The sequence below is a fragment of the Micromonospora sp. NPDC049048 genome (assembly GCF_043197615.1).
Classification (GTDB): domain Bacteria; phylum Actinomycetota; class Actinomycetes; order Mycobacteriales; family Micromonosporaceae; genus Micromonospora.
Map to the genome: position 1 here is coordinate 256569 of NZ_JBICTM010000006.1, position 24228 is coordinate 280796.

Below are 24228 nucleotides of genomic sequence, written 5' to 3' on the forward strand. Positions count from 1 at the left end.
TGTCAGCGCTTGCGGACGGCGTGCCCGCCGAACTGCTGGCGCAGCGCGGCGACCGCCTTCATGGCCGGGGAGTCGTCCTGGCGGGAGGCGAAGCGGGCGAAGAGCGAGGCGGTGATCACGTTCAGCGGCACGGCGAGCCGGACCGCCTCGTCGACCGTCCACCGACCCTCGCCCGTGTCCTCCGTGTAGCCGCTCAGCTCGGCCAGCTCCGGGTCCTCGTCGAGGGCCCGGTCGAGCAGGTCCAGCAGCCAGGACCGGACCACGGTGCCCTCGCGCCAGGACTTGAACACCCCGGGCACGTTGGTGACCAGCTCCGACTTGGCCAGCAGCTCGTAGCCCTCGGCGTAGGCGTGCATCAGGCCGTACTCGATGCCGTTGTGGACCATCTTGGCGTAGTGCCCGGCGCCCACCGGACCGGCGTGCACGAAGCCGAACTCGCCAGCCGGCTTCAGCGAATCGAAGATCGGCATGAGCCGCTCGACGTGCTCCTGGGCGCCGCCGACCATGAGCGCGTAGCCGTTCTGCCGGCCCCAGACGCCGCCCGAGACGCCGGCGTCGAGGTAGCCGATGCCGCGCTCGTTCAGCCGCTCCGCGCGGGGCGCGTCGTCGCTGAAGCGGGAGTTGCCACCGTCGATGATGATGTCGCCCTCGCCGAGGACGTCGGCGAGCTCGTCGATGGTCGCGTCGGTGACGCCGGCCGGGACCATGACCCAGACGGCCCGGGGCGACTCCAGCTTCTCCGCCAGCTCCGCGAGGGTCGCGACGTCGCTCAGCTCCGCGTTGTGGTCGAAGCCGACCACCTCGTGCCCGGCGGCGCGCAACCGCTCGCGCATGTTGCCGCCCATCCGGCCGAGCCCTACCAGGCCGAGCTGCATGTGTTCCTACCTCCGTGCGTCGTGGTCTTCTCGGGACGCGATCAGCGGGAGACGCGGATCGGCATGATGAGGTACCGGTACCCGGGGATGACCTCGCCATCCTCGCCGGCGGGCGAAATCACCGCGGGCTTGAAGGCGTCGACGAACGAGAGCACGGCGAACTGGGACCCCAGGTTGGTCAGACCGTCGATCAGGTACTGGGGGTTGAAGCCGATGGTCAGCGCGTCACCGGTGAAGGTGGCCTCCATCGCCTCGCTGGCCCGCGCCTCCTCGGTGCCGCCGGCCTCGACCACCAGGCCGTCGGCGCTGAAGCTCAGCAGTACCGGGGTGGCCCGGTCGGCGACGAGGGCGACCCGCTTGACGACCTCGATCAGGGTGCTGACGGGCACCCGGGCCTCGGCGTTGTGGGTGGCGGGGAAGAGGGAGCGCACCGGGGGGTAGTTCGCCCCGTCGAGCAGGCGGCTGGTGGTGCGTCGGGTGCCGCCGGCGAAGCCGATCATCCCCTCGCCGGCCGCGCCCTGGGAGAGCGCCATGGTGACCTGGCCACCGATCGGGCCGAGGGCCTTGGCGGTGTCGTGCAGGGTCCGGGCCGGCACGAGGGCGTTGAGGCTCACCTCGGAGTCGTCCGGGTTCCACTCCATCTCGCGCAGGGCCAGCCGGTAGCGGTCGGTGGCGAGCATGGCCAGCGTGCCGCCGGAGAGCTCGATGCGTACGCCGGTCATCATCGGCAGCGTCTCGTCGCGGCCGGCGGCGACGGCCACCTGGGCGACGGCGGCCGCGAAGGCGGCGGCGTCGATGGTGCCGGCGCTCTCGGGCATCTCCGGCAGGGACGGGTAGTCCTCGACCGGCATGGTGGGCAGGGTGAACCGGGCGCTGCCGCAGACCAGTTCGAGGTGGGCGCCGACGGCGGCGATGTCCACCGGCTTGGCGGGCAGCGCCTTGGTGATCTCGGCCAGCAGCCGGCCGGAGACCAGGGCGGCGCCGTCGGCGTCCCCCTGCACCTCGACGGTGACCTGGCTGGAGACCTCGTAGTCGAAGCCGGAGACCTGCAGGTTGCCGTCGGTGACGCGCAGCATCACGCCCGCGAGCACCGGTACGGACGGCCGGCTGGGCAGGCTCTTCGCGGTCCAGGCCACGGCCTCGGCGAGCGCGTCGCGCTCCACTCGGAACTTCATCAATGCCTCCGCGTCGACGTCAGCGACAACTCTCTCATGCCGACCGCTGCCTACCGACCCGCCTGTCCGTGCGGGTACCCATCGCACCTTAGGGCGCGTGGGCATCGGCTGTGCGCCCGACCCCGTGACTTCCCTGGTGCCGGAGAGCCGTCCACGACGGCCTTCCGGCCAATCCACAGGAAGTCCAACGGTGATGATTGGTTTTTGTTGTCTTAGAAGAGATAACTCGTCATCTTCATCGCACCTGTGCAAACTGTGGAGAACTAGCGTCTGCGCAGGTCAGGCACGTTATCCACCGGTGGTTTACCTGTGGAGAACCCGGGGTACAACTCGTCTTCCTGTCCACAGGCCGTCGGCGCCCCCAGGTTGTCCACCGTCGTCCACCGGTTATCCACCGGTTATCCACCGACTTTCTCCCCAGCCCTGTGGACGGGCGACCGACGCCCGGACGTCGTCATCCCCAGAACCTTCAACAGGTTGCCCACAGGTGGGCCGTCACCGGTGGACAACTTCCGGACTGTCCACAGTCGTCCACAGCGTCGTCCCCAGGGTTTGTCCACAACCTGTGGGTAACTGGCGGTGGACGGACGGTAGTTTCCCACAGGCTGTGGACAACGAGATGTGGACAACGATCCGGGCTGTGTACGGACACGGCCCCGATGCTGTGGCCTAGACCATGTCGAGGGTCAAGCCGGGCCGGCTGTGGAAGACGAAAAAACGCCCGGCCGAGAGGTCCGGCCGGGCGCGTCGTTCCGCGTCGCTCAGGTGTTCTGCTTGATCCGGTTGGTCAGCTCGGCGATCTGGTTGTAGAGCGAGCGGCGCTCGGCCATCTGCTGGCGGATCTTGCGGTCGGCGTGCATCACGGTGGTGTGGTCCCGGCCGCCGAAGGCCTGCCCGATGCGGGGCAGCGACAGGTCGGTCAGCTCACGGCACAGGTACATGGCGACCTGACGGGCGTTCACCAGCACCCGCGAGCGGGAGTGCCCGCGCAGGTCCTCCAGGCTGACGCCGAAGTAGTCGGCGGTGGAGACCATGATCTGGTCGGCGGTGATCTCCGGCCCGGCACCGTCGGGGATGAAGTCCCGCAGCACCTCCTCCGCCAGCGACAGCTCGACCGTGGAACGGGTCAGGCTGGCGAACGCCGTGACCCGGATCAGCGCGCCCTCCAGCTCCCGGATCGAGTTCGACACCCGCGAGGCGATGAACTCCAGCACGTCCGGCGGGGCGTAGAGGCGCTCCTGCGCCGCCTTCTTCTGCAGGATCGCGATCCGGGTCTCCAGGTCCGGCGGCTGGATGTCGGCGAGCAGCCCCCACTCGAAGCGGGTACGCAGCCGGTCCTCCAGGGTCGCGAGCTGCTTCGGCGACCGGTCGGAGGTGATCACGATCTGCTTGTTGGCGTTGTGCAGCGTGTTGAACGTGTGGAAGAACTCCTCCTGCGTGCGCTCGCGGTTCTCCAGGAACTGGATGTCGTCGATCAGCAGGATGTCGACGTCGCGGTAGCGCCGCTGGAACGCACTGGTCTTGTCGTCCCGGAGCGAGTTGATGAAGTCGTTGGTGAACTCCTCGGTCGAGACGTACCGGACCGAGCGCGCGTTGCCCAGCGTCGTGGCGTAGTGCCCGATGGCGTGCAGCAGGTGCGTCTTGCCCAGCCCCGAGCTGCCGTAGATGAAGAGCGGGTTGTACGCCTTCGCCGGCGACTCGGCGACCGCGACGCTCGCGGCGTGCGCGAAGCGGTTGGACGAGCCGATGACGAACGTCTCGAACATGTACTTCGGGTTGAGCCGGTTGCCGCCGGTGTCGGCGCCCGGCAGCCGGCGATCGTCCCGGCCACCGGGCCGATGGTGATCCGCGCCACCCCGCCCGGGCCCGTTGTCGGTGCCCGTGTCGCGGGGCAGGGCCCGGATCACGTGCTGGTCCCGGGGGGAGACGGCGTCCTCGCGGTAGCGCGGCTCGTACCCCCGTACGTCGGCGGCCGGCGGGTCCAGCCGGGCGACATGCCCGTCGTAGCCCTGGCGTTCGGTCTGGTGTCGCAGCGGGCCCGACCGGTCGGGCCCGGCGAAGGCGGTGCTGAACAGCGTCTCCTGCCCGCCCCGCTCGTCCGGCCGGTGCCCGTCCGCGCCCGGCACCGACGCGTCGGGTCGCCGCTGGGGGTGGGCCTGCTCGGGGATGAGAGGCGGCTGCCCGGAGTCGAGGGCCTCGTCGTCGCGCTGCCCGGTCGTCCCGTCGTAGCCCATCGGCGCGTCGGGCAGCCCGCCGTCGTGGTCGGCCGGTCCGGGCTCCGGGACGCTGCGGTAGACGGTGCCCGCCGGGCGGCTCGCGCCGTCCTCGGGCAGGCGTACGGTCACCGCGACCTGGATCGGTCGGCCCAACCGGCGGGTGAGCGCCTCCGTGATCGCCGGGCGCAGCCGCGACTCGATCACGTCCCGGGTGAAGGCGTCCGGGACGGAGAGCAGCGCGGTGTCCTCGACGATGGCACGCAGCCGGGTCAGCCGCAGGTACGCCCGCTGCTGCGCGGAGATGATCTCGTCGGCGAGTTCGTCGGTCGCCGCCGTCCACACCGCGGCAAGGTCGGTCGTACCGGTCACCGTCGTGCCACCCCCCTCGCCTCTGCTCCGCCGACGCCGCCGTCTGCTCCGGTCGGCCGTCCCGGGCCCGCCGCGTACGCGCGGGTGGAACGACACCCACCGGGCGGCCGACCGGTCCTCGTCCACAAGTTATCCACAGCCTGTGTACGCACCGATTGTGGCCGCCCGCCGGACGCGGGTCGGACCTGCCCCCTGCCTGAACGGGCGCTGAAGCGGGTTCACCGTGCCGAACGATTCACTACCTTGTCCGGTCTTGCCCGCCGGCAACGACCGGACCTTTCGACGCTGACCGCAATCGGGCACGGTAACAGCGTTGTCGGCGCGTCATCAACCGCCGACGCGCGGCGACCCTTGTCGACATGAGCGAAAACGGCCCCATCGGTCGCCGGTCAGGGCCGGTGTCCGCCCTGCTGGGGAGTGTTTGACGGTGGTTGCCGCCCTGCGTAGGCTGGAACGGCTGCTCTCTCGCCCTCTGCTAGGGTGATGGGTGCTTGCTGTCCGCGGTTGCTTCCCCGCATCGCCGAGGTCCCGCTCCGACGGGCAGCACCGATCGGGGGGCCACCGTCGAGGTGGCCTGGACCACCACACGATCCCGGCGACCCCTCGCCCGGGGCGTACGAAAACGGAGAGCCTGACGTGAGCAAGCGCACCTACCAGCCGAACAACCGCCGGCGCGCGAAGACCCACGGCTTCCGGCTGCGCATGCGCACCCGTGCCGGCCGCGCCATCCTGTCGACCCGTCGCTCCAAGGGCCGCGCCCGCCTGTCGGCCTGAGGCCGACCGGGGCAGGTCCGGGGGACGTGGGCAGTCGTGCTGGCGGCCGCACAGCGACTGCGGCGCAGCACTGACTTCGCCGCAGCGGTCCGGGGTGGCCGACGAGCCGGTCGTGGCGCGCTCGTCGTCCACCTGAGCCTGCCGGCAGCCCTCGAACCCGCGACAGCAACCTCGCCGGAGCCGGCGCGGAGCAGTGGTGCGGAGCAACCCTCCGCGCCGGCCCGCGCCGGCTTCGTCGTGTCCAAGGCCGTCGGCAACGCCGTGGTCCGCAACCGGGTCCGGCGTCGCCTGCGACACCTTGTCCGTGAGCGGCTGGCGGATCTGCCCACCGGAGCCACCCTGGTCGTACGGGCGCTGCCCGCCGCGGCCGACGCCTCGTACCCGCGACTCGGCGCCGATCTGGACGCGGCGATCGCGGCGGCGAAGGCGCCCCGCGGGCGGCGGTCCCGGTGACCGCCGGACCGGCCGGGCCCCGGCCGACGACGATCGGTGCCCGGCTGCTGACCGGGCCCGTCATCGCGTACCGTCGGTGGATAAGTCCGGCGCTGCCGGCCCGCTGTCGGTTCTACCCGTCGTGCAGCGCCTACGCCCTGGAGGCGGTCGCGGTGCACGGCGCGATCCGGGGAGCTGGCCTGACGGCCCGGCGGCTGTTGCGCTGCCACCCCTTCCACCCAGGTGGACACGACCCGGTGCCGGAGCCGGGCGGCCGCCGCCGCGCCGATGTGACTGGAGTCTGAGAATTGAGCCTCGACTGGATCTACTACGCGATTTCGTGGATCCTGCTGGTCTGGCATGGGGCCTGGGACTTCGTCGGGGTGCCGGATCCGGCGGTGATCGGCACCAACTGGGCCTGGATCCTCGCCATCATCTTCCTGGTCGTCACCGTCCGGGTGATCCTCTTCCCCGTCTTCGTCAAGCAGATCAAGTCGCAGCGGGCCATGCAGGCGCTCCAGCCGCAGGTGAAGGCGCTGCAGGAGAAGCACAAGGGTGACCGGGAGACGCTCCAGAAGGAGATGATGGAGCTCTATCGGAAGGAAAAGGCCAACCCGCTCATGGGCTGCCTTCCGATGTTCCTCCAGATCCCCGTCTTCCTGGGCCTCTTCCACGTGCTCCGCCGCCTCAACCCGGACAAGAGCGAGGCCGGGAAGACCCTCTACGGCTGGACGATCAGCCAGTTCGAGAGCGCCTCTTCCGCGAAGCTCTTCACCGCCCCGATCGCCGGCAAGTTCGGCTCCACCGCCGAGGAGCTGGCGCGGCTCGGCGCCAACGGCACCACGGTGAAGATCATCGCCGGCATCCTCGTCCTGGTGATGATGGGCACCACCTACCTCACCAGCCGCCAGATGATCCTCAAGACCGGCTGGGCCGAGGACCCGCAGCAGCGGATGATCCAGAAGCTGATGCTCTACGGCATCCCGCTGTCGCTGCTCATCTCCGGAGCGATCTTCCCCATCGGTGTGATCATCTACTGGGTCACCAACAACCTCTTCACCCTCGCCCAGCAGCAGTGGGTGCTGCGGAAGTTCCCGCCGCCGCCGACCGCCGCCGGCAAGCCGGGCACCACGGCCCGCAAGCCGGTGCAGCCGGCGAAGACGGGCGGCCTGCTCGGCCGTACCAAGGCTGCCCCCCAGGCCCCGGCGAAGCCGGCCGCGCCGAAGGTCGCCGGTCCCAAGCCGGGAGCCAAGCCGGTCAACCCCAAGAAGGGCCCCGCCAAGCGGCAGGGCTGAGAACATCCGGGCCGCCGTCGGGAGACCGACGGCGGCCCGTTCCGCACCGCGCAGCCGCCGTACGGCCGGCGCCGGGGCGGAACCGCCGCGCGCGGCGCGGCCACGGGCGACACTGCCCGTACGACAGACGTGCCCGTGGGCACCGGCAACCTCCAGCCGGCCCCGGGAAACCAGCGGACCCGACGGTCCGGCCGAGCGAGTACGGAGATGAGACCGTGACCGACACCAGCACCCCCCGCGCCGACGAGTCCCTGGACGAGGAGGGGACCGAGCCGACCGCGGTGAACGGCGAGACCGAGGAGACCGACGCGGAGTCGGGCCCGAAGGAGAAGAAGGCCGTCGGCGAGAGCGAGCTGTTCCGGCAGAGCGAGATCGCGGCGGACTACGTCGAGGGCCTGCTCGACATCCTCGACTACGACGGCGACATCGACGAGCTGGTCTCCGGCGGTCGTCCCGTCGTCGAGGTGGTCGGTGGCCGGCTGCAGAACCTCGTGGGCCAGCGGGGCGCCACCCTGGAGGCGCTTCAGGAACTCGCCCGGCTGGCCGTCTTCCGGCAGACCGGCACCCCGAGCCGGCTGCTGCTCGACGTCGGCGGCTACCGGGCGACCCGCCGCAAGGAGCTTGCCGCGGTCGCCAAGAACGCCGTGGAGAAGGTCAAGGAGCACGGCGAGCCCGTGCGCCTGGAGCCGATGTCCGCGTTCGAGCGCAAGTGCGTGCACGACGTGGTGAACGCGATGAGCGGCGTGGAGAGCGAGTCCGAGGGCGTCGAGCCGAACCGGCGCATCATCGTCCGGCCGGCGGACTGACCGGGTGACCCACGACGACACCACGGCCGGTGCCGTGGACGGCCCGGGTGGTACGCCGCCCGGGCCGTCGCCTGTCCGGCCCGAGACGAACGCGACCCCTGACGCCGGGCCGTCCCCGGCCGCGACGTCCGACACCGCACTGCCCCCGACCGCGACCCCTGAGGGCGCGCTGTCTCCGGCCGGCACCGCAGAGGATGGGCCCTCGCCGGCTGTGACTTCCGAGGCTGGGCCGTCTCCGGCCGATGCGGTGCTGCCGCCGGAGTTGGCCGTGGCAGCGCGCGCGCTCTTCGGCGACCGGCTCGACCTGGCCGCCGCGTACGCCGAACTGCTCGCCACCGACGGCGTGGTCCGCGGCCTGATCGGCCCGCGCGAGGCGCCCCGGATCTGGGACCGGCACCTGCTCAACTGCGCGGCGGTGGCCGAGCGGATCCCGGACGGGGCGACGGTGCTCGACGTCGGTTCCGGGGCCGGGTTGCCCGGCCTGGTGCTGGCAATCGCGCGACCCGACCTGACGGTGACCCTGATCGAACCGCTCGCCCGGCGTACGTCCTTCCTCATCGAGGCGGTGCAGCACCTCGGGCTGGCGAAGATGGTCCGGGTGTTCCGGGGGCGGGCCGACGAGGCGGCGACCGGCTCGACGGGTGTCGGCCCGTTGAGCGGGGACGTGGTCACCGCGCGGGCCGTCGCCCCGCTGGACCGGCTCTCCACGTGGTGCCTGCCGTTGGCCGTGCCCGGCGGTCGGCTGATCGCGCTCAAGGGCGCGTCCGCTGCCGACGAGGTGGCCGAGCACGCGCAGACCGTCGCCCGGCTGGGCGGCGGCGAGCCCGAGGTGCATCGCTGCGGCGAGGGCGTCATCGATCCGCCGACGACAGTGGTGGAGATCGTGCGGGAGCGGGTGGTCGGGCCGGCTCGACCGAAGGCCCCGAAGAGGTCGCGGGGCGGTCGCTCCCGGCGGCGTTGAGTCTCGCGCGGACACCACGCCGGATGTCCGGCTTCCCGACCGGCGGTTGCGTCGTTGAACCGGTACGGGTGGACGGGAAGGATTGAGAACCCGACGTGGACCGGCTGCGCCCGTGAGCCGTAGGCTGGCTGCGCGTCGATAGTGTGGAGCAGCGGCAACGGATGTTCACCGGTCCCGCCGCTTCCACCGGGCCGCACGCTCCACGGTGCGAATCGCGTGCGGCCAGTTGACGGGGTGCGGACCGACCATCCGAAGCGGGTAGGGATGACAGGTGCATGACGACGGAAGGTACGACGATCCACGCGTGACCGGGTCAGCGGGCGACCCCGTTTCACGTGAAACCGAATTTCTGAGCTGGCCGCCCGACGGGCCTTCGAACCAGCCGTCCAACCGGAACGTGTCCGCACAGCCGGGCGGCGTCGAGCCGGTCGTGCCGGAGCCCTCCGGGCCAAGGGCCGTACCCGAGGTGCCGCGAGCCAACAACTCGGCGGGCGGCCGGGTGGTTCCCATCCGGCGCAACGCCTCGGCCTCGGTCCGGTTCGAGTCCGCCGTGCCGCAGCAGCCGACCCCGGACTCCGTGCCGGACGCAACCCCCGAACCCGTTCCCGTCACCGACATGTCCGCGCCCCCGGTCGGCTCCCAAGGAGCCGCTGTCGCCGAGGCCGCGTACGTTTCACGTGAAACCCCGACGCGCGAAGAGGATGACCCACCGTTGGCTATGGAGGCGATGCGCGCCGTGCAGATCCTTAATCCGAGTGGCGAGGTGATGATGCCTCGACCGGAACGGACCCGGGTGATGTGCGTCGCGAACCAGAAGGGCGGCGTAGGAAAGACCACGACGACGGTGAACCTTGCGGTGGCACTCGCCCTGCACGGTAACCGGGTGCTGGTGGTCGACCTGGACCCGCAGGGCAACGCCTCCACGGGACTGAACGTCCCGCACCACACCGGCGTGCCGGACGTCTACGACTGCCTCATCAACAGCGTGCCGCTGGAGGAGGTAGCCCAGGGCGTCGAGGGCATCCCCAACCTCTGGTGCGTACCAGCGACGATCGACCTCGCCGGCGCGGAGATCGAGCTGGTGTCGGTCGTCGCGCGCGAGTCCCGGCTGTCCCGGGCGATCGAGGCGTACCCGGGCCACTTCGACTACGTCTTCATCGACTGCCCGCCCTCGCTCGGCCTCCTCACGGTCAACGCGCTCGTGGCCGCGCAGGAGGTGCTCATCCCGATCCAGTGCGAGTACTACGCGCTGGAGGGGCTGAACCAGCTGATCAACAACATCAACCTGGTCCGTCAGCACCTCAACCCCAGGCTCGACGTCTCCACCATCCTGCTCACCATGTACGACCGGCGTACCCGGCTGGCCGACGCCGTCGAGCAGGACGTGCGGAACCACTTCGGCGACAAGGTGCTCCAGGCGGTCATCCCCCGCAACGTCCGCGTCTCGGAGGCGCCCAGCTACGGCCAGTCGGTGATGACCTACGATCCGGGATCGCGGGGGGCGACGAGCTACTTCGAAGCCGCCCAGGAGATCGCCGAGCGTGGCGTCAAGGAGCCGGTGGGTCGGAATGCGTAGTGCGGATCAGTCGCTGGGAGGCGTGGCATGAAGAACCGTCCTCGGGGCGGTCTGGGACGGGGCCTGGGGGCCCTCATCCCGACCGGGCCGGCGCCGACCACCGTGGTGGAGTCGGGCCCGATCGCCGAGCCGCCTGCGGCGGTCGAGACGCCGAACGGAGCTGCCGCCGCTCCGTCGACGGAGCCGGTGCCCGCCGCGGCGAGTCCGCTCCCATCGGCGCAGCCTGAGCCGCAGCCCGCGCTCAGCCCCGTGCCGGGTGCCCGGTTCGCCGAGATCCCGGTCGACACCATCGTGCCGAACCCGAAGCAGCCTCGCCAGGTGTTCGACGAGGACGCCCTGGAGGAGCTGAAGACCTCGATCCAGGAGGTCGGCTTCCTCCAGCCGATCGTCGTACGGCAGCTCGACGACGAGAAGTACGAACTGGTCATGGGCGAGCGGCGCTGGCGCGCCGCGCAGGCTGTCGGGCGTGAGCACATCCCGGCGATCGTCCGGGACACCCGCGACGACGCCATGCTCCGCGACGCGCTGCTCGAGAACATCCACCGGGCGAACCTGAACCCGCTGGAAGAAGCCGCCGCATACCAGCAGCTGCTGGACGAGTTCGGTGCCACCCACGAGGAACTCGCCCGACGGATCGGGCGGAGCCGGCCGCAGATCTCGAACACCATCCGGCTGCTGAACCTGCCCGCACCGGTGCAGAAGCGGGTCGCCGCCGGCGTACTCTCCGCCGGGCACGCCCGGGCCCTGTTGAGCCTCGACGAGGCCGAGGCGCAGGAGCAGCTCGCACTCCGGATCGTCGCCGAGGGTCTGTCGGTCCGCGCGACCGAGGAGATCGTCGCCCTGGCCCTGAGCGACGGTACGGGCAAGAAGGAAGCGGCCAAGCGCCGCCCGAAGCCGCACGCCCCCGCACTGACGGACCTGGCCGACAAACTCTCCGACCGGTTCGACACCCGCGTGAAGGTGGACATCGGCCGGAGCAAGGGAAAGATCACGATCGAGTTCGCGACGGTCGACGACCTGGAGCGGATCGTGGACATCATCGGCGTCAGCCAGCAGGAGGAACCGGAGAGCTGAGCGGGCAACCCCTCGGTCGAACTGGCCGGGCCCGACATACTGCCTGCGGGTCGTCCCGGGGACAGCCGCACCGCCTCCGCACGAAACGACAGCACCACCGGCCGCGCGACCTTCCGGGTCGCGCGGCCGTTCCATGTGCGGCAGGCCGAGGCGCTCTTTCCTGGCGGAGGTCAACAAGGAAGCAGGCAGCCAGCCGAGGACCGGCGGGGCGCCAGCGGCCCTGAATGCCCCGGAAGATGGACGACCGCTATTCCGCTCGGGTCCGCAGCCGCCGCCGAATCCAGGGGGGGCACGAGATGCCCGCGCCCCGGGCGACCTGCTGTACGCCCCTCTGCGGCGTCCACAGGAGCACCCCCGAGGGGACGGAGGGTTCCCCGCCCACGGCGAGGCTGCGGACCACACAGAGGGCTGCGCCTGCACGCTCATCGAGCGCCCCCGGGCCCGTCTTGCTGTTGCGTCATGCGGAGCCGCCCAGAGAAACGCCAGTGGCTCTTGCTGAGCTGGAGACGCCGGCGAAGACGGCCTCATTTGGCGATCAGGGCTGTGAGCATGAAGCGGCTTAGCCAGGGGCGCGGGTGCTCGCCGGCCACCACGCGGTCATCTCGCAGCACTCCCCAGCATGCTTCTCTGGCTTCAGAAGCACTTGGGGTTTCACGTGAAACCGAGGCACCGTCGCGGTGCTGCTCGACAATCCGGCCGACGCCCAGAGCGAGGACGGACGGGTTTCACGTGAAACCGGCCTCCGTCCGTACTCACGGCCGGCGCACTGAAGGTGCACCGCTGGCGGATTACCACGGTGAGCATCCTGCCCGCGCGCCAAGCGGCGACCGTTACCGCTCCCAGTAGCTGCCATCCAATTAGCCGCAGCCGCTCCAACCAGCCGGCGACCGCGTTGGCCGACCAGAGCTTCGCGGGGCTCCACTGCTGGAGCACTGCTACAGCTGCACGGGACCCCCCCTGCTTCAGATTCGCTCGGGCTGCCACCGCTACAGAATTCGCCGGGGCTGCCGCCGTCCGGGCTCCCACCGCCCGGTTCCGCCGAGAGGCGACCAGTAGCGCCACCGGTGCGTGGCTCGCCAGCGACTGCCGCCGCTGCGGCTTCGCCCGTTCCTCTCGCAAGACGGGCCACCGATTGTCATGCAGATCGAGTCGCCGCTCGTGTTACCAGCTGCCGACGCTTAGCCGACCGAGCGGGGTAGGAAGACCGAGACGTGCCACCCCGCCGGCCGGTGTCCCGGCGGCCCTCTCGCCGGGAGGGCCGTCTCCTCGTTCCGTCGACAGACCTCAGCCAGTATGTCCGCTGGGGCACCACCTGGCCGCCGACAGACCTCAGCCGGTGGTCCGGTCCGCTGGGGCACCACCTGGTCGCCGACAGACCTCATGCCGGGTGGTCCGCTGTGCGCAGGGCCGCCGACTCGACGCCCGGGCATGTTCGCCCCTCTTCAGTCACCCCCGACTCCACATCTCGTCTCGCGGGCCAACCCGTTGGAGCCGTCGACTCCGGCACGCCGTCGCCGTCGTGCAGAGCACCCGCGAGGTGGTCGACCCGTCGCGGGGCCGTTCGTGAGCCGCTGCGAGAGGTGCCAACTGCGCCCGTGGCCGTACGTGGAATCGACGCCCGCGACGGGTGACGGGGTCGCCATCGCGCCCGAAAGTTATCCACAGGAGTTATCCACAGGGCTGCCTGTTTCACGTGAAACCCCGCGTGGAACGGTGTGCCGGCCTGTGGATGACGGCGTGTGTTCGGCTCTCGGCGGTCTGTGGACGACCTGTGGACGGGCCCACTCGCATCGCCCGTACGCCGGCGGGACGAGTGCGCCGCAGCGGTCGATCGGGGTAGGGACAGTCGTGCCCGGAACGGTTAGTGTCAGCGTCGTGCAAGACACCCCTCCCTCCGTTCCGGACTTCACTCAGTGGCCGTCCTTTCCCTTCGAGGGCGACCTTCGTGTCAAGCAACTCGACGAGCCGGTCCCGGTCGAGCCGCCCCGCAAGGGTGAGGGGCACCGGGAGTGCACCGCCTGCACGGCCCCTGACGACGCGTACATCTGGGTGGGCGAGCGATGGCGGGTACGCGCCATGGACCGCCCCACCGGGCTGCCGATGGTGCTGATCCTGGAAAGCCGCTCGCATCTGGATCTCGGCGACCTGCCGAACCTGCTCGCCGCCGAGCTGGGCGTCATGACCGTCCGGCTGGAACGAGCCATCCGGTCCCTCGACGGGGTGGCCCGGGTGCACGTGAACCGATGGGGTGACGGCTCCGCGCACCTGCACATGTGGTTCCTCGCCCGGCCCTACGGTCAGCTCCAGCTGCGGGGGACCTTCCTCTCCCTGTGGGACTCGATCCTGCCGCCCATCTCCGAGGCACGTTGGCGAGAGAATCTCGCCATGGTCGCCGCCTGGCTGGCGGAGTTCGGGGGACGGCCGTTGGCGGAGCCACCGCGCATCCAGTGGCAGGCGCCGTCCAGCTTCACCGGGCATCCGCGGGCCGATGCCGACCCGCCGGCAGGTGAGCCGGTCTCGGTGATCGAGTCCGCCGCGGAGACCCCGCCAGCGGAGGAGCCGGCGGCCGAGGTGCCCGCCGGGGACGCCAGCCGGTCGGACGATTAGACGCCCGACCGCATTCGCCGGCCAGCCAGCGCGGAAGCGTCAGGGCCGGCGAATGCCGGTGGCGGCGGGACAGCCCCGTCGGTCAGGGGCGCCGGGTCGCGGCGCGGCCCACCAGGGTGCCGATCATCCGGCCGAAGTCCAGACCGGCGGCCTGGACCGCGAGTGGCAGCAGCGAGGTCTCGGTCATCCCCGGCGAGACGTTCACCTCCAGCACGTGCGGTCGCCCGGCGGAGTCCACGATCAGGTCGACGCGGCTCAGGTCGCGCAGGCCCAGCGCGGTGTGCGCGGCCAGCGCGACGTCGGCGACCGCCCCGGCCACCGCCGGCTGCAACCGTGCGGGGGTGTGCCAGGTCGTCCGGCCGGCGGTGTAGCGGGCGGCGTAGTCGTACACCCCGTTGCGGGGCACGATCTCCACCGCCGGCAGGGCCCGCGGCCCGTCACCCAGGTCGACCACGGAGACCGCCACGTCCATGCCGGGCACGTACCGCTCGACCAGCGCCGTCGAGTCGTACGCGAAACAGCCGACCATCGCGGCCGGCAGGGACGCGGCATCCCGGACCACGGCGGCGCCCAACCCCGAACCGCCCTGGGCGGGCTTCACCATGAGCGGCAACCCCAGCCGCTCGACGATCCGGTCGAGCACCGCCACGGCACCCAGCTCGGAGAACCGGTCGTGCGGAAGGGCGACCCAGTCGGGGGTCGGGATGCCCGCCTCGCGGAGCACCGCCTTGGCCGAGGGCTTGTCCCAGGCGAGCCGCGACGCGCGGGCGTCGCACCCCACGTACGGGATGCCGCAGAGGTCCAGCACGCCGCGCAGCGACCCGTCCTCACCGGTGGCGCCGTGCAGCGCGATCACGACGGCGTCCGGCGGGTCGGCGTTCAGGGCCGGCAGCAGCGCCACGTCGGCGTCCCGCAGCTCGGCGTCCACGCCCACCGCGCGCAGCGCGTCGAGCACCCGGCGCCCGGACCGCAGCGAGACGTCGCGTTCGTAGGAGAGCCCGCCGGCGAGCACCAGCACCCGCAGGTCGGCGGTGATGGCGGAGTCGGTCACGACGGAACGGTCGGCAGCGGTGGGAACCATGCCGGAATCATGCCAAGTCGGGTCCCGGCGTGTCCGCGCCGGCCTGCCCGCGCCGCTTACCGGGGTGGCCGACCGCACCGAACACCCGGCGCATGGCGATGTCCTGCTCCATCACGCCGGCCAGTCGGCGTACGCCCTCGCGGATCCGTTCCGGGGACGGGAAGGAGAAGTTGAGCCGCATGTTGCCGCCGCCGGTGCCGTCGGCGTAGAAGCCGGTGCCCGGCACGTACGCCACCCGGGCGGCGATGGCCCGGGGCATCATCGCCTTGGAGTCGAGGCCGTCGGGCAGGGTCGCCCAGACGAAGAGGCCGCCGCCGGGGGTCGTCCAGGTCGTGCCAGCGGGCATCAGGTCGTCCAGCGCGGTGAGCATCGCGTCGCGTCGCTCCCGGTAGACCTCGCGGTAGACCTTGAGCTGCTCCCGCCAGGGCATGGTGCCGAGGTAGGTGGAGACGGCGGCCTGCGCGTAGCCGCTCGGGCAGAGGATCTGCGCCTCGCTGGCGATGACCAGCTTGTCGCGGACGGCGTGCGGCGCGAGGATCCAGCCGACCCGCAGGCCGGGCGCGAAGGTCTTGGAGAAGGTGCTGAGGTAGAAGACCCCGTCGCGGCGCCGCGCGCGCAGCGGGGCCGGCGCGTCCCCGGAGAAACCCAACTGGCCGTACGGGTCGTCCTCGACCACGAGCAGGCCGGCCCGCTCGCAGATGTCGAGGACCCGCTCCCGCCGCTCCTCGGTCAGGGTCACGCCGGTCGGGTTCTGGTAGGTCGGGATGGTGTAGAGGAACTTGACCCGCCGGCCGGCGCGCGCCTGCTCGGCGATGGCCGCCTCCAGCGCCTCCGGGATCAGCCCGTCGTCGTCCATCGGCACGTGCGCGACCTGTGCCTGGGCGGCCTGGAACACCCCGAGCGCGCCGACATAGGTCGGGCCCTCGGCGAGGACCACGTCCCCCGGATCGAGGAAGAGCCGGGCCACCAGGTCGAGGGCCTGCTGCCCGCCCACGGTGACCACCACGTCGTCCGGGGACGCGCCGCAGGCGGCGTCGATGCCGGAGAGGGCCATCACCTCGCAGATCCGCTCGCGCAGTTCGAGGGTGCCCTGGCCGATGCCGTACTGGAGGGTGGTGGCGCCGTGCTCGGCACCGAGTCGGCCGAGCATCTCGCCGACGGCGTCGAGGGGCAGCGCCGCGATGTAGGGAGCGCCTCCGGCGAGCGAGACGACCTCCGGCCGACTGGCCACCGCGAAGAGCGCGCGGATCTCCGAGGCGGTCATGCCGCGTACGCGGCGGGCGTAGCGGTCGGTGTAGTCGTCGAGCGTCGTGCCGGTCATGACATCACCTCGATGGCTGCTCGGGTGGCTCCCGCCCCGGCGTACCCGGGACACCGGCGACCATGGCGACGCGGGACGCCGGTGCCGATCCTAGTCGCAACCTGCCAGGATGCCAGCGTGACGGTGATCCCCGTCCACATCGCGGACCCGGACCCGGCGCCCCGGGTGTCCCGGCGGAAGGGGCATTCGCGCGTCCCCTCCCGCGGCGTCCGTTTGCGGCGTACGATCGCTCGTCGGGGGGCAGGAAGGCGGCGTTGTCGTTCCATGCCGTTCTCACCTCCGAGCCTAGTGTGGGGATGCACCAATGTCGCGACGTCTGGTCAGTCTGACCCTGGACACCCTGGAGGACCTGCCCCGTCCGTGCCGGCAGTGCGTCTACTGGGAGCTTGATCCGGTTTCGGCGGACCGGGCCTGCGCCGCGGGCGACCCGGGGCTGGAGAAGGAGGCCTGGGTCTCGCAGACGCTGCTGGAGTGGGGCTCCTGCGGCAAGCTCGTCTACGTCGACGGCATGCCGGCCGGCTTCGTCCTGTACGCCCCACCGGCCTACGTGCCGCGCTCGATGGCCTTCCCCACGTCTCCGGTCTCCGCCGACGCCGCGCTGCTGATGACGGCCAACGTGGTGCCCGCCTTCGCCGGCGGCGGGCTGGGACGGATGCTGGTCCAGGGCGTCGCCCGGGACCTCACCAAGCGCGGCATCAAGGCGATCGAGGCCTTCGGCGACGCCAAGTTCGGCGACGCGGCCGACCCCGCCGGTGCCTGCGTCGCCCCGGCCGACTTCTTCCTCTCCGTGGGCTTCAAGACGGTACGCCCGCACCCGCGCTACCCCAGGCTGCGGCTGGAGCTGCGTACGGCGCTGAGCTGGAAGTCCGACGTCGAGTACGCGTTGGAGAAGCTGCTCGGCTCGATGAGTCCCGAGACGCTGCTGCGTCCGGTCCGCCCGGCCCCCGCCACCCGTACGACCGCCGGCTGACTCGGCAACGGGCGACTCCGGGAGCGGCGGAGGCTCAGTCCACCACCGTGCCGGCGGCCACCACCGCCCGCAGTTCGCTGACGTCGATCGAGCCGGTGGGGACGTCCCGCTCGATGGGGAAGTACATCCGCTGCACGGCGGCGACGATCGCCTCCACCACCCGGTCGCGGAAGCGGGGATCGGTCAGCCGTGCCCGGTCGGCGGGCGAGGTGAGGTAGCCGACCTCGATGCGTACGGCCGGCATCCGGGTCAGCCGGAGCAGGTCCCACGCCTTCGCGTGCGTGCGGCAGTCGAGCAGGCCGGTGCGGGCGACGATCTCCCGCTGCACCAGCCCGGCCAGCCGCTCCCCGGTCGCCGAGGTCACCCCGTTGTCGGTGCCGTAGTGATAGGTCGCCACCCCCTCCGCCTCCGGGTTGGCGTGCCCGTCGGCGTGCAGCGAGATGAACACGTCGGCGCCGAGCGAGTTGGCCAGCTCCGCCCGCCGGTCGTCGGGCAGGCACTCCTCGGGGGCCGGCCCGCGGGTGAGCTGCACCCGGACGCCGGAGGCGGCGAGCCGGCCCTCCAGCCGGCTGGCCAGGTCGTGCACGAGATCCGCCTCGGTCCACCGCAGCGCCCCGTCCGGCACCACCACGCCCGGGTCGGTGCCCCCGTGCCCGGGGTCGATGACGACGGTCCGGCCCACCAGCGTCGGGCCGGACTGCCGGATGGCGTCGGACTCGCGCAGCCACTGCGGGCGCCCTCCGACGACCTTGCGACCGAGCCGGCGCAGCGCGTTCGTGGTGTGCGGGCCGCACGAGCCGTCGGGCGTCAGCCCGACCTCGCGTTGGAACTGCGCGACCGCACGCGCGGTCCGTACGCCGTAGATGGCGTCCGCGCGCCCCACGTCGTACCCCATCTCCAGCAGCCGTTCCTGGAGCGAGCGGACGTCCTCACCGGTGAGCGGTTCCGGGACGGCGTGGTAGAGCGTGCGGGCGCCGAGCCGCCAGCGGGCGGCGTCCAGGGCCCGCCAGGTCTCCGCACCGACCCGACCGTCGACGCTGAGCCCCCGGGACTGCTGGAAGGCCCGCACGGCCCGTTCGGTGTGCGGGTCGAACTCGTCGGCGTCCGGCGCCGTCGGAACGAGGAGGTCGAGACCGGCCAGCACCGTACGGATCTCGGTGACGGCGGGTCCACGGTCACCGGGTCGGATCGGACGCACGCACGACCCCCTCTGCACGGACGGTTGCTGGCCGGGCGGCCCCGGGTTGAGGTTATGCGGTCCGGGGCGATCCGGGGGCGGTACGTCGGGAAAACGCGTCGACCCCGTGCCCGCCGGAGCGGGTACGGGGTCGACGCGGGTCGGTGCTGCTCAGAGCGCCGATTCGATGAGCCTGACGAGTTCGCCCTTCGGCTTGGCGCCGGCGATCGACTGCACCGGCTCGCCGTTCTTGAAGACGGTGAGGGTCGGCACCGACATCACGCGGTAGGCGCGGGCGGTCTCCGGGTTCTCGTCGATGTTGAGCTTGACGATGGTGACCTGGTCGCCCATCTCGCCGGCGATCTCCTCCAGCAGCGGCGACACCTTGCGGCACGGGCCGCACCACTCGGCCCAGAAGTCCACCAGAACCGGCTTGTCGGACTTCAGCACGTCAGCGGCGAAACTCGCGTCGGTGACCGACTTCGTTGCTCCCACTATGACCCTCCTCCGGGGGATGTGTTCGGTTGTTCAGCCCTGCAGCGTGGCGATGAAGCGCTCGGCGTCCAGGGCGGCGGCACACCCCGTGCCGGCGGCGGTGATCGCCTGCCGGTAGGTGTGGTCCACCACGTCGCCGGCGGCGAAGACACCGGGCACGCTGGTGCGGGTGCTGGGTGCCTCGACCTTCACGTAGCCCTCGTCGTCCAGCTCCACCTGGTCCCGGAAGAGCTCGCTGCGCGGGTCGTGGCCGATGGCGACGAAGACGCCGGTGACGTCGAGGACCTTGGACTCGCCGGTGTGCGTGTTGCGCACCCGTACCCCGCACACCTTGCCGTCGTCGCCGAGGATCTCCTCGACCACGGTGTTCCACTCGACCTTGATCTTCTCGTTGCTCAGCGCCCGCTCGGCCATGATCTTGCTGGCGCGGAACGAGTCCCGGCGGTGGATGATGGTGACCGAGTCGGCGAACCGGGTGAGGAAGCTGGCCTCCTCCATCGCCGAGTCGCCGCCGCCCACGACCACGATGTGCTGGTTGCGGAAGAAGAAGCCGTCGCAGGTCGCGCAGGACGAGACGCCGTGGCCCAGGTACTCCTGCTCACCGGGTACGCCGAGCGGACGCCACGCGGAGCCGGTGGCGAGGATGACGGCCCTGGCCCGGTACGCGGTCTGGCCCACCCAGACGGTGCTGACGGCGTCGGAGCCGAGGCTGCCGGTGTCCTTCAGCTCGACCCGCGTCACGTCGTCGGTGAGGAACTCCGCCCCGAACCGTTCCGCCTGCTTGCGCATGTTGTCCATCAGCTCGGGACCGAGGATGCCGTCGGCGAATCCGGGGAAGTTCTCCACCTCGGTGGTGGTCATCAGCGCACCGCCGGACTGCACGCCCTCGATGATGAGCGGCTTGAGGTTGGCGCGCGCCGCGTAGACCGCCGCCGTGTAACCGGCTGGCCCGGAGCCGATGATGATCAGGTTGCGGACCTCGTCCACTGCCGTCTCCCGATTGTGTTGTTCGCCATCGGCGCGCACCGATGTCGATCCGATGCCGACGCCCCTCGCGGTGCCGGCAGTCTGATGTGCAGAACGTCATCGTACGAACCGGGGATTCCCGAGCCGGTCATCCGGTGGGTCAGGTCACGTGAACGGTCAAACGCCCGGGACCCGCGAATTCACCCTACCCGCGTGCGGTAGCGGCTGTCCGAGCCGGACCCGGGCACACCGCACTCCGGTCCGCTCGCCCAGGCCCAGTGCGCTCCCGTGACGTCGGTGAACCGCACGATCAGCGCCGGTCGGCCCTGGAAGCGGGCGTAGTCCACCACCTCGACCACCAGCGGGCCCTGGCCGTGTTCGGCCTTGATCTCGCCGATGCAGGCGCCCAGCGCGGCCGGGTCGGTGAGCCGGTCGAGCCCGACGGCGGAGCTGGGCACCCGCCCGCCCTCGGCCTGGACGCCGGGCTGCTGCACGGGCGGGTCGCCGGCGAACGGCCGTGACTTCGGCGACGGCACGAGGGCGGCCAGGGACTCCGGCGTGTAGTCCGTCCCGCTGCGTACCGACGGCTCGCCGGAGATCCGGAAGGGCGTGGCGCCGGCGTCCTCACGGTGCGTGGTGCCGGGCAACGCCGAGTCCGCGGCTCCGTCCGTCTGCTGGTCCCTGACGAACTGGTTGACGCCGAGCCCGACCGCCGCTATCGACACGGCGGCCAGCGCGACCGGCCCGGCCAGCCGGGTCCAGCGGCGCCGCCGTCGACCCGGCCCGGTGCCCCCGCCGGGCCCCGGCTCCGACCGGGGTACGCCGGCCGGACGCCGACCGGACCCGCCGAGCGGCTGCGTCGGCAGCGGACCGGTGCCCGTCCTGACCGGGGGCTGTCCCTTGGCCGGCTGTGCCTCGGTGGGCTCCCCGTCGTGTTCCGCCCCCGGTCCGTCCGGCGTCGCGGGGTCCGGCTCGGATCGGCTCAGCTCGGAGTACGCGGGATCGGCTGCGGTGGCGTGGGCCAGCGCGGCGACGAGCCGGTCGGCGACGTCGGCCGGCATCTCGGGCGCGGCGGAGCCCCAGGCGGCCAGGTCCGCGCGGACGTCCGCCACGGCCGGGGCCAGCAGCGCGTACGCCTGCGCCCAGTCCTCGTCGACGAGTCGGGCGACGAGATCCTCCTCGGGCGTGCCGACCAGCGCCCCGCCGAGGTAGTCGGCGAGCAGGTCGTGGTCGACCTCCCTGAACCCCCCGGTCGTCACGCGTCCTCCTGGTGGACATCCCGCCGGGACCGTCCCGACCCCGATGGGACGCCCTCGGGCGACCGCGGGTTCCCTCGGGTGACGGCCGGCACGTTCTGTCTCGTGGCCGGGGTCCGCTCCGCCCGTTGTGGGCCGGACTGTGCCTCCGGTCGCGGGGCGGGGCGGGGGCGCAGGTGGCCGAGTTGCGCCGCCAGGCGGGCCCGGCCCCGGGCGCACCGGCTCTTGACCGTCCCCTCGGCGACGCCGAGGATCAGGGCCACCTCCGCAACGGGATAGCCCTGCACGTCGACCAGGATCAGCGCCGCCCGCTGCTCGGGGGGCAGCTCGGCGAGCGCCTGCCGGACCACGAGCGCGGTGTCGTGGTCCTGTACGGGCGCCGCCGGCTCGATGCCCCCGGTGCCGGACTCGGTGTCGCGTACCCCGTCCGGCAGCGGCACCGTGGGGTGCGCCTGGCGGCGGCGGACCCGGTCCAGGCAGGCGTTCACGACGATGCGGTGCAGCCAGGTGGTGACAGCGGAGTCGCCCCGGAACCGGCCGGCTGCCCGGTGGGCGGAGAGCAGGGCGTCCTGGAGGGCGTCGGCGGCCTCCTCGCGGTCGCCGAGCGTGCGCAGGGCCACCGCCCAGAGCCGGTCCCGGTGCCGGTGGAACAGCTCGGTGAAGGCGTGCGGGTCACCGGCGACGTGGGCGTGCAGGAGATCGAGGTCCGCCGCCCCGGCCGGCGGCACCGACGAGACCGGTGGACCTGCCGGTCCACCGGTCGTCCGTTCCCCGCGTACGCCCATCACCACGTCCGGTGGATGCGGTGCCCGGAGCGCGGTGGCCGCCTCACGACCCCTGGACCGTGATCTCCTGGACGCCGAGCTTGTAGCCGCCGTCGCTCGGCGGCAGCTCGGTGATCCAGAACAGCAGGTAGCGGTACTTCTGGTCGGCGTTGAAGCCGTTGAAGGTCATCTTGGTGCCCTCGTGCTCCTCGAACGGCTGGCCGATCGCGGTCTTCTTGTAGTCCGCGAAGAGCTGCGCGTCACCGGAGGACGACGACGGCTGGTCGGTGGTGCCGGCGTAGAGCTGGGCGGAGGCGCCCCGGGCGGACAGCAGCACCTGCACGGACTTCACCGTGTGCTCGCCACCGAGGTCGATCCAGACGCCCATGCCCTGCTTGATGTTGCCGAAGTTGGCGCGCCCCCGGTAGGTCTGGGTCTCCCAGCCCTCGTCCTCGTTGCCGTCGAAGACCTTGTCGGCGTTGCGGACCTCGGTGCGGTCGCCCTGGGGGTCGATGATCCGGGCGGCGTTGATCTTCAAGGGCCCGGCCGTGACGGCGGCCGGGGTGGCGTCGTCGCCGGCGGGTGCGCTCGACGAGGGCGCGGCGACCGGGTTGGTCTGGGGGTCGTCGTCACCGCCCCGCAGGGTGGTGATGCCGATCAGCAGACCGACCAGGGCGACCGCCAGCAGGCCCGCGATGCCGATCGCGACCTTGCGTCCGCCGGCGGCGGCCAGCGGCGACGGCTCCTCGCCGGTGTCGGCCGTGAAGCGCAGCGGGCCGGCGCTCTCCAGGAACTGCTCGTCGGCCGGCACGTCCAGTCGGGCCAGCTCGGCCGCGAGCACGTCCGACGAGGGCGGCTCGATCTCGGCGTCGAGCAGGTCCATGGTGAGGTCGTCGAGGTACGCCGGCACGCCCGCCCGGACCTGCCGGGGGGCGGCGATCGCGCCGGCCGCGTCGCGGACGGCGTCGGAGATGGCGGCCCTGCCGTGGCCGGCGGTGGCGCCCCGCAGCGGGGCCTCGGCGTGCGGCCAGTGCCCGGTCAGGGCGAAGTAGAGGATCCCGCCGATCGCGCGGACGTCGCTCTGCTGGCTGTCGGCGCCGTCGGTGCGCGCGTCGGCCAGCACCACCCGGCCGTCGTCGCTGATCATCACGGTGCCGGGATGGACGTTGCCGTGCACCATGCCGGTGGCGTGCACGGCGGCGAGGGCGCTGGCGACCGCGTTGCCGATGGTGGTGGCGCGGGCCGGGTCCAACGGACCGTCGGCGACCAGTTCGCGCAGCGACTGCCCGTCGACCCACTCGCGCACCACGTACGCCCGCTCGGCCTCGTCGATCGCGTCGTAGACGCCGACCAGGTTGGGGTGGATGACGCGGCTGGCCGCGACGGCACCCTGGAGCATCTCGGTGGCCGAGTCGCCACCCGGATAGCGCAGCACGACCGCGACCGGACGGCGCAGGATGACGTCGACCCCGCGCCAGACCAGCCGACCCGCGCTGTCGTTGTTGATGTGCTCGACCAGCTCGTAACGCTCGGCGAGGATCTCACCGGCCGTGGGAGCACCGAAGGTCATGACCTGAGGAGCGCTCTCCTCCGCCTCCTGACCTTCGCCGACCTGGGTCACCCGTCCTCCCTCGGTGATCGTGTCGATCGATGGACCCGCGCTGCTGGGCATGTGGCTTCCCGCTCTGCCTTCGAAGGAACCGGCCGACCGGTGTCGACGCGGAGCGTCGGCGCCTGCCGTACCCGTCGAGAGCGACCTTACCCGGGTTGGCCGTCTCCCCGACATGTCATCTTCGCGCCGCTCCCGGGCCGAGCTGCCGGCAGGCGACCGGCTTGTCCGGTTGCGCCCGTTGTCAGCCACGTTGCTGGCACATGTACTGGCCAATCTAGAGGTTGACCGCAAGCACCCGGAGGGAGGGGCCGGCTTGTGCGGCGATCGCGCCGACGCCGCCGGGTTCCCGCCGACCGGGCGACCATGCTCAGCCGTACGGCTGGTTATCCACAGGCCGGTTCGGTGGTTGAGCGGTGAATCGCTGAG

20 protein-coding genes and 1 pseudogene are annotated in these 24228 nt (G+C 71.8%); 10 read left to right on the forward strand and 11 right to left on the reverse strand.

Annotation, left to right across the window (positions count from 1 at the left end; translation table 11 throughout):
* Positions 1–2: 2 nt before the first annotated feature.
* The 3 genes from gnd to dnaA form a co-directional block, all read right to left on the reverse strand.
* Positions 3–875 carry a phosphogluconate dehydrogenase (NAD(+)-dependent, decarboxylating) gene (gnd, locus tag ACGFIG_RS20770; RefSeq protein WP_393005158.1) on the reverse strand — a complete coding sequence of 291 codons (873 nt, stop codon included), beginning with the start codon at positions 873–875 and terminating at the stop codon, positions 3–5.
* Positions 876–916: 41 nt separating this feature from the next.
* On the reverse strand, positions 917–2050 hold the full coding sequence (dnaN, locus tag ACGFIG_RS20775; protein WP_393005160.1) for a DNA polymerase III subunit beta: 1134 nt from the start codon (positions 2048–2050) through the stop codon (positions 917–919).
* Between the two features lie 761 nt (positions 2051–2811).
* Positions 2812–4761: a chromosomal replication initiator protein DnaA gene (gene dnaA / locus ACGFIG_RS20780; RefSeq protein WP_393005162.1), complete on the reverse strand. Its 1950-nt coding sequence runs from the start codon at positions 4759–4761 to the stop codon at positions 2812–2814.
* A 510-nt stretch (positions 4762–5271) separates the two neighbouring features.
* Between dnaA and rpmH the strand changes: the two genes are divergently transcribed.
* The 9 genes and pseudogenes from rpmH to ACGFIG_RS20825 all read left to right on the forward strand — a co-directional run.
* A complete protein-coding gene (gene rpmH, locus ACGFIG_RS20785; RefSeq protein WP_089002791.1) occupies positions 5272–5409 on the forward strand; it encodes a 50S ribosomal protein L34 in 138 nt (45 codons plus the stop codon).
* 36 nt (positions 5410–5445) lie between these two features.
* A complete protein-coding gene (rnpA, locus tag ACGFIG_RS20790) occupies positions 5446–5862 on the forward strand; it encodes a ribonuclease P protein component (protein WP_393005164.1) in 417 nt (138 codons plus the stop codon).
* Positions 5863–5906: 44 nt separating this feature from the next.
* Positions 5907–6146 carry a membrane protein insertion efficiency factor YidD gene (gene yidD, locus ACGFIG_RS20795; protein WP_393005593.1) on the forward strand — a complete coding sequence of 80 codons (240 nt, stop codon included), beginning with the start codon at positions 5907–5909 and terminating at the stop codon, positions 6144–6146.
* 3 nt (positions 6147–6149) lie between these two features.
* Positions 6150–7136: a membrane protein insertase YidC gene (gene yidC, locus ACGFIG_RS20800; protein WP_393005166.1), complete on the forward strand. Its 987-nt coding sequence runs from the start codon at positions 6150–6152 to the stop codon at positions 7134–7136.
* A 215-nt stretch (positions 7137–7351) separates the two neighbouring features.
* The gene (locus ACGFIG_RS20805; protein WP_393005168.1) at positions 7352–7942 is read left to right on the forward strand and encodes a protein jag; all 591 of its coding nucleotides are present in this window, start codon (positions 7352–7354) and stop codon (positions 7940–7942) included.
* Positions 7943–8153: 211 nt separating this feature from the next.
* Positions 8154–8903 carry a 16S rRNA (guanine(527)-N(7))-methyltransferase RsmG gene (gene rsmG / locus ACGFIG_RS20810; RefSeq protein ID WP_393005170.1) on the forward strand — a complete coding sequence of 250 codons (750 nt, stop codon included), beginning with the start codon at positions 8154–8156 and terminating at the stop codon, positions 8901–8903.
* Between the two features lie 271 nt (positions 8904–9174).
* Positions 9175–10479, forward strand: a complete 1305-nt coding sequence (locus tag ACGFIG_RS20815; RefSeq protein ID WP_393005172.1) for an AAA family ATPase — start codon at positions 9175–9177, stop codon at positions 10477–10479.
* A 27-nt stretch (positions 10480–10506) separates the two neighbouring features.
* The gene (locus ACGFIG_RS20820) at positions 10507–11553 is read left to right on the forward strand and encodes a ParB/RepB/Spo0J family partition protein (RefSeq protein WP_393005174.1); all 1047 of its coding nucleotides are present in this window, start codon (positions 10507–10509) and stop codon (positions 11551–11553) included.
* A 1875-nt stretch (positions 11554–13428) separates the two neighbouring features.
* A pseudogene (locus ACGFIG_RS20825) lies at positions 13429–14154 on the forward strand (hypothetical protein); the annotation flags it as partial.
* Positions 14155–14242: 88 nt separating this feature from the next.
* On the opposite strand, the gene ACGFIG_RS20830 reads toward ACGFIG_RS20825, so the two are convergent.
* On the reverse strand, positions 14243–15241 hold the full coding sequence (locus ACGFIG_RS20830) for a D-alanine--D-alanine ligase (RefSeq protein ID WP_393005176.1): 999 nt from the start codon (positions 15239–15241) through the stop codon (positions 14243–14245).
* Between the two features lie 7 nt (positions 15242–15248).
* The gene (locus ACGFIG_RS20835) at positions 15249–16562 is read right to left on the reverse strand and encodes a PLP-dependent aminotransferase family protein (protein WP_393005178.1); all 1314 of its coding nucleotides are present in this window, start codon (positions 16560–16562) and stop codon (positions 15249–15251) included.
* 304 nt (positions 16563–16866) lie between these two features.
* On the opposite strand from ACGFIG_RS20835, the gene ACGFIG_RS20840 reads away from it, so the two are divergent.
* Entirely contained in the window at positions 16867–17532 is a 666-nt protein-coding gene (locus ACGFIG_RS20840) for a GNAT family N-acetyltransferase (RefSeq protein WP_393005180.1), read from the forward strand.
* A gap of 34 nt (positions 17533–17566) precedes the next feature.
* Here ACGFIG_RS20840 and ACGFIG_RS20845 read toward each other — a convergent pair whose 3' ends face one another.
* From ACGFIG_RS20845 to ACGFIG_RS20870, 6 genes are all read right to left on the reverse strand, one after another.
* Positions 17567–18730: an N-acetylmuramoyl-L-alanine amidase gene (locus tag ACGFIG_RS20845; protein WP_393005182.1), complete on the reverse strand. Its 1164-nt coding sequence runs from the start codon at positions 18728–18730 to the stop codon at positions 17567–17569.
* Between the two features lie 150 nt (positions 18731–18880).
* On the reverse strand, positions 18881–19204 hold the full coding sequence (trxA, locus tag ACGFIG_RS20850) for a thioredoxin (RefSeq protein WP_132235478.1): 324 nt from the start codon (positions 19202–19204) through the stop codon (positions 18881–18883).
* A gap of 33 nt (positions 19205–19237) precedes the next feature.
* Entirely contained in the window at positions 19238–20191 is a 954-nt protein-coding gene (gene trxB / locus ACGFIG_RS20855; protein WP_393005184.1) for a thioredoxin-disulfide reductase, read from the reverse strand.
* A 179-nt stretch (positions 20192–20370) separates the two neighbouring features.
* Positions 20371–21429, reverse strand: coding sequence for a hypothetical protein (locus ACGFIG_RS20860; RefSeq protein ID WP_393005186.1), 1059 nt, complete (start codon positions 21427–21429; stop codon positions 20371–20373).
* The gene (sigM, locus tag ACGFIG_RS20865; RefSeq protein ID WP_393005188.1) at positions 21426–22211 is read right to left on the reverse strand and encodes an RNA polymerase sigma factor SigM; all 786 of its coding nucleotides are present in this window, start codon (positions 22209–22211) and stop codon (positions 21426–21428) included. Before sigM ends, ACGFIG_RS20860 begins: the two co-directional genes overlap by 4 nt.
* Positions 22212–22254: 43 nt before the next feature.
* Complete coding sequence (locus ACGFIG_RS20870) at positions 22255–23862, reverse strand: protein kinase family protein (protein ID WP_393005190.1); 1608 nt, start codon at positions 23860–23862, stop codon at positions 22255–22257.
* Positions 23863–24228 lie beyond the last annotated feature (366 nt).

Coding starts and splice junctions, on each gene's coding strand:
- gnd (WP_393005158.1), bottom strand. CDS start 875: ATGCAGCTCGGCCTGGTAGGGCTCGGCCGGATGGGCGGCAACATGCGC.
- dnaN (WP_393005160.1), bottom strand. CDS start 2,050: ATGAAGTTCCGAGTGGAGCGCGACGCGCTCGCCGAGGCCGTGGCCTGG.
- ACGFIG_RS20820 (WP_393005174.1), top strand. CDS start 10,507: ATGAAGAACCGTCCTCGGGGCGGTCTGGGACGGGGCCTGGGGGCCCTC.
- ACGFIG_RS20830 (WP_393005176.1), bottom strand. CDS start 15,241: ATGGTTCCCACCGCTGCCGACCGTTCCGTCGTGACCGACTCCGCCATC.
- ACGFIG_RS20835 (WP_393005178.1), bottom strand. CDS start 16,562: ATGACCGGCACGACGCTCGACGACTACACCGACCGCTACGCCCGCCGC.
- ACGFIG_RS20840 (WP_393005180.1), top strand. CDS start 16,867: ATGTCGCGACGTCTGGTCAGTCTGACCCTGGACACCCTGGAGGACCTG.
- sigM (WP_393005188.1), bottom strand. CDS start 22,211: ATGGGCGTACGCGGGGAACGGACGACCGGTGGACCGGCAGGTCCACCG.
- ACGFIG_RS20870 (WP_393005190.1), bottom strand. CDS start 23,862: ATGCCCAGCAGCGCGGGTCCATCGATCGACACGATCACCGAGGGAGGA.